Below are 4,705 nucleotides of genomic sequence, written 5' to 3'. Positions count from 1 at the left end.
GCCCGGAACCTGCGCCTGATCGGCCTGAGCGCTATTCTTCCTGGAACAGGTTGATCTGCTGTTGCGCCAGATCCTTCGGCGCGTCGAGGCCGAGATGCCGCCAGGCATTGGCCGTCAGCATGCGGCCGCGCGGCGTGCGCTGGATGAAACCCTGCTGGATCAGATAAGGCTCGATGATGTCCTCGATGGCATCGCGCGGTTCGGACAGGCCTGCGGCGATCGTCTCGATGCCGACCGGCCCGCCGCCGAAATTGCGCGCGATCATGCTGAGGTACCGGCGGTCGAGCGAGTCGAGGCCGAGCGCATCGACTTCCAGCCGGGTCAACGCTTCGTCGGCGATCTTGCGGTCGACATGGCCATCGCCGGCCACCGAGGCGAAATCGCGCACACGGCGCAACAACCGGCCGGCGATGCGTGGCGTGCCCCGCGCGCGCCGCGCGATCTCCAGCGCGCCGTCGTTGCCGAGCGGCATTTGCAGGATACGCGCGCCACGCCGCACGATCTGCTCCAGCTCCTCGACCGTGTAGAAATTGAGCCGTACCGGAATGCCGAAACGGTCGCGCAGCGGATTGGTCAGCAGGCCAAGCCGCGTGGTGGCGGCGACGAGCGTGAAGCGGGCGAGGTCGATCTTGACCGAGCGCGCCGCCGGGCCTTCCCCGATGATCAGGTCGAGCTGAAAATCCTCCATCGCCGGATAAAGGATCTCCTCCACCGCCGGGCTCAGCCGATGGATCTCGTCGATGAACAGCACGTCGCCTTCCTCGAGATTGGTCAGCAGCGCGGCAAGATCGCCGGCCTTGGCGATGACCGGGCCGGAGGTCGAGCGGAAATTGACGCCGAGCTCGCGCGCCATGATCTGCGCCAGCGTCGTCTTGCCGAGACCAGGCGGCCCGACGAACAGCACGTGGTCGAGCGCCTCGCTGCGGCTCTTGGCAGCCTCGATGAACACTTTGAGATTGGCCCGCGCCGCCGCCTGGCCGACGAAATCGTCGAGCGTCTGCGGCCGCAAGGTCTGCTCGGCATCCTCGCCGCGTTTTTCCGGGGCAATCAAGCGGGGCGACAGGCTCATGCCGCCTTCCTTGCACACGGCAAGGGGCTGAACAAGCGGCGGCTCACCGCGCAAGTTCCTTCAGCCCGAAGCGAATCAGCTTCGGCGCATCGGCATCCTCGCCCGCCGTCTTCAGCGCCGCCGCCACCGCATTGGCGGCCGTGTCGCGCGAATAGCCGAGATTGACCAGCGCCGAGACCGCGTCGGTGATCGGCGCGGATGCCACGCCGTCGCCGAGCTCCTGTTTCAGGCCGATGGTGCCCGAAGCGGTTCCGGCATAGGCCGGCGCCTTGTTCTTCAGTTCGGTGACGATGCGCTCGGCCACCTTCTTGCCGACGCCGGGTGCGCGAGAAACCATGGCGATGTCGCGCAGCGCGATCGCATTGGCGAGGTCGGCCGGCGCCAGCGTCGACAGGATGGCCAGCGCCACCTTGGCGCCGACGCCGGGAACATTGTTCATCAGCAGCCGGAACCACTCGCGTTCCAGCACTGACTGGAAGCCGTAGAGCCGCAGCATGTCCTCGCGGACATAGGTCTCGATGAACAGCACCACCGCTTCGCCGGGCGAAGGCAGCGCCGCCAGCGTGCGCGCTGAACAATAGGCGACGTAGCCGACGCCATGGATATCGACGAGGCAATGATCCTCGTCGACCTCGTCCAGCGTGCCCTTGAGCTTGCCGATCATTGGACGCAATCCCCGTTAGGGATGAGTATCGGGCGTGATGAGCTCGACATCTGGAAAGTACTTTCTGAAACCTGCGGGATCGCGAGTAAGAATGGGATAGCCTCGGATGGCAGCGTGAGCCCCAATCAAGAAGTCGGGCATCACCTTCTCTCGAGGTCCGCCCAACCGCCGATAGACCGAGAACGCTCTCGACGCAGCAAAGGCCGCCTCGAACGGGAGACTTTCGCGCCGGAACTCGTCTTCAGGCAAGGCATCATCGACATCGTCTATCGCCTCATAGCGCATCGAAAACTCGGCGTAGATAATCTGATTGATGACCAGGCTGCCTTGCTCGAGGGCAGACACCATTTTGGACCACGACCACTTTGACCAGACGGGATCGCGAACGGCGATATCGACAAGCACGTTGGTGTCGACAAGCGTCGCCAAGATTAGCGATCCCGGGTCAAAGCCATGACGGCATCGGCATTCATTGTCTGATCGCCGCTGCCCTCAAGCCGATCGAGCGCAGCAAGAAAACGATCGAGTCTTTCGCGGTCGGCCAACCGCCCCTTGTCATGCTTCGGCGTGATCGTGATCTTGCCGCCCTCGATGCCGAAGATGACTTCGCTGTTGGCGCCAATCCCAAATGTCTCCCGCAGATCCCGTGGGATTGTCACTTGACCTTTGCTCGTCACACGCATGAAACACCCCTTTCTTACAAGTAAGGATTATTCCAACCCGGTGAACAAGTCAAGAACATCTCTATCCAGCGAGTGCCATCCGGTAGGCCACGCTTTGCCGGTGATGCGCGTGGCAGATGGCGATGGCGAGCGCGTCGGCGGCATGCTCGGTATCGAAAATGGCTTTCGGCAACAGCACCTTCACCATCATGTGGATCTGCTTCTTGTCGCCATGGCCGACGCCGATCACCGCTTTCTTGACTGCGTTAGGCGCATATTCGGCAACGACGAGGCCGGCACGCGCCGGCACCAGCATGGCGATGCCGCGTGCCTGACCGAGCTTCAGCGTTGCCACCGCGTCCTTGTTGACGAAGGTCTGTTCGACCGCCGCTTCGTGCGGCATGGCGGCATGCAGGACTTCGGCAAGCCTGTCATGCAGCTGGCACAGCCGCGTTGCCAGCGCGGCCTTATCGTCTGATTTCACAGTGCCGGAAGCAATGAAGCGCAGCGAATTGCCGAGGCTTTCGACGATGCCCCAGCCGGTGCGCCGAAGCCCGGGATCGATACCGATGATGCGAATCGCTTCCGCCATTTGCCGAGTTTACCTCCGGCGGACAGCGATGCCAGCGAAATGTGAACAAACCGGAAACAGAAGGCGGACCGCGGTCTAACCCCGAGCGAAAGCCGTGTTGAGCAGGCTGATCTGGTCGGAAACCGGGTTGGGGCGGCGAGCCATCGGTTGCATGTCGACCATGGCGCCGGAGCCATAGATCTCGTCGTCCATGCGGCGCACCAACGCTTGCAGGCGCAGCGAGCGGGTGACGAGGTCGAGGAAATCCTCGGGCAGTTCGGCCCAACCGGCGGCTTCGTCATGGGCGGAAGCGGTGTCGAGGCGCACCTTGGACTTTTCCGATGCCACCTGGTCACGGGTCATCTCGCCGGAATTGGCGGCGCGCTGCAAAAGCAGCCAGGAGGCAACCTGCATCAGCCTGGTGGTCAGCCGCATCGATTCGGCCGCGTAGAGCGTGGCGGCCAGCCGCGACAGCTTCTTCGCCTCGGCCCGGCCCTTGCCGTCGAGATATTCGGCGGCCTGTTCGACCAGACCCATGCCTTCCTGGTAAAGCGGCTTGAAGGATTGCGAGAAAACCCGGCGTTCCGCCAGCTTGACGGTTTTCGCACTGCCCTTCGAAGGCTCGTTCATTGATACGCCCCTGCACTTGCAACCGGCCGATTCGGCTCCCTGCCGATACACCCGGAACCCTATCTGACTGAAGCTTGAAAATGCGCTTCGTCACCGGTGAAGGCAAGCACATGTTTAACAGAAGGTTAACGGCACCCCTGTCGGGCGGCCCCGCTGGGGTGCGGACAAAAAAGAGAAATCGAGACAAAAAAAGAGCCGCGGATAAGGCGGCTCTCAGGAGTTTAACAGGGAGGCGTCAAACAAAGTGGCTCCAACCACTCGGTAAGAATCCAGATCACTGGATGGACATAGTAAACACCTGTAAAGCTTAATGAAGCCTTAACGGTGCGGATGTTTTTTGACCGAACGCCGCCATACTGTGCCGTAACAGCACAGCATCTCCTGCGTCAGGCTCGGTCAAGCGGTCTTCCAGACCGCCGGCAAGGCGATGAAGGCGAACAGCAGCATGGCTGCGTAGAAGCCCATCGAGGAGGCCGCCACCAGCGGTTCGATCGCGGCATTGCCGGCAAGCAGGAAATAGAGGCCGATCAGCAGGCCGATGCCGCTGACCGCCGTCAGCCAGAAATGAACTGTGGCGAGCGTCTTCTGCCCGATTGCCGGAAACAAATGGTAGAAGAAGGCGAAGACCGCCGACATCAGCCATCCGGCCACCATCGTGTGGGCGTGGGTCGGCATCTGGCCGTGATCCTGGCTGATCGCCATGTACAGGCCGAGCGCCATGCCGCACAGCGAATAGATGATGGCCAGCGTGAAGAAATTCCGTGCTATCCCTTGCATAATGGTCCCCCGAATTGCCTTTTCCCGCTTGCGGGAATGGGTTGATCGTCAGGCGATTGTTGTCGCCACCGGGCTCCCGGCATTGGCGCACTAATATCGGCAGCGTATCCAGACGATGTCGCGCCAACCCCCTCCCGACGATTCGTACATTAGCAGAAAATCAGATAATGCGTTCACAATCTGCGACCTCGCGCGTTGGCCGTAAGCTGAAACAGAGCCGGATTTTTCGCGACATCGTTCCGAAACAGGCGCCACGCTAAACGCCCGCTCCTCTGACGGCCGGCGCAAATCGGCGCCGCCGCAAACCTGACCGGACACTGCAGGAGCAACCC

At 62.1% G+C, this 4,705-nt stretch carries 7 protein-coding genes; all 7 read right to left on the bottom strand.

What is annotated here, in order from left to right:
• Nucleotides 1-31 precede the first annotated feature (31 nt).
• Nucleotides 32-1,069 carry a Holliday junction branch migration DNA helicase RuvB gene (gene ruvB, locus EN994_RS18460; RefSeq protein ID WP_063170357.1) on the bottom strand — a complete coding sequence of 346 codons (1,038 nt, stop codon included), beginning with the start codon at nt 1,067-1,069 and terminating at the stop codon, nt 32-34.
• A 43-nt stretch (nt 1,070-1,112) separates the two neighbouring features.
• Nucleotides 1,113-1,733: a Holliday junction branch migration protein RuvA gene (ruvA, locus tag EN994_RS18455; RefSeq protein WP_013529140.1), complete on the bottom strand. Its 621-nt coding sequence runs from the start codon at nt 1,731-1,733 to the stop codon at nt 1,113-1,115.
• 15 nt (nt 1,734-1,748) lie between these two features.
• Complete coding sequence (locus tag EN994_RS18450; RefSeq protein WP_013529139.1) at nt 1,749-2,162, bottom strand: type II toxin-antitoxin system VapC family toxin; 414 nt, start codon at nt 2,160-2,162, stop codon at nt 1,749-1,751.
• Between the two features lie 2 nt (nt 2,163-2,164).
• Entirely contained in the window at nt 2,165-2,416 is a 252-nt protein-coding gene (locus tag EN994_RS18445; RefSeq protein WP_013529138.1) for an AbrB/MazE/SpoVT family DNA-binding domain-containing protein, read from the bottom strand.
• A gap of 61 nt (nt 2,417-2,477) precedes the next feature.
• The gene (gene ruvC, locus EN994_RS18440) at nt 2,478-2,987 is read right to left on the bottom strand and encodes a crossover junction endodeoxyribonuclease RuvC (RefSeq protein WP_063169200.1); all 510 of its coding nucleotides are present in this window, start codon (nt 2,985-2,987) and stop codon (nt 2,478-2,480) included.
• A gap of 75 nt (nt 2,988-3,062) precedes the next feature.
• Complete coding sequence (locus EN994_RS18435) at nt 3,063-3,596, bottom strand: DUF1465 family protein (RefSeq protein ID WP_013529136.1); 534 nt, start codon at nt 3,594-3,596, stop codon at nt 3,063-3,065.
• A 396-nt stretch (nt 3,597-3,992) separates the two neighbouring features.
• Nucleotides 3,993-4,373, bottom strand: a complete 381-nt coding sequence (locus EN994_RS18430) for a hypothetical protein (RefSeq protein WP_013529135.1) — start codon at nt 4,371-4,373, stop codon at nt 3,993-3,995.
• Nucleotides 4,374-4,705 lie beyond the last annotated feature (332 nt).

It is taken from the genome of Mesorhizobium sp. M7A.F.Ca.CA.002.09.1.1 (genome assembly GCF_003998555.1).
GTDB classification, from domain to species: domain Bacteria; phylum Pseudomonadota; class Alphaproteobacteria; order Rhizobiales; family Rhizobiaceae; genus Mesorhizobium; species Mesorhizobium ciceri.
The sequence above is the reverse complement of the archived record's forward strand: the minus strand, read 5'-3'. Positions and strand labels throughout refer to the sequence as shown.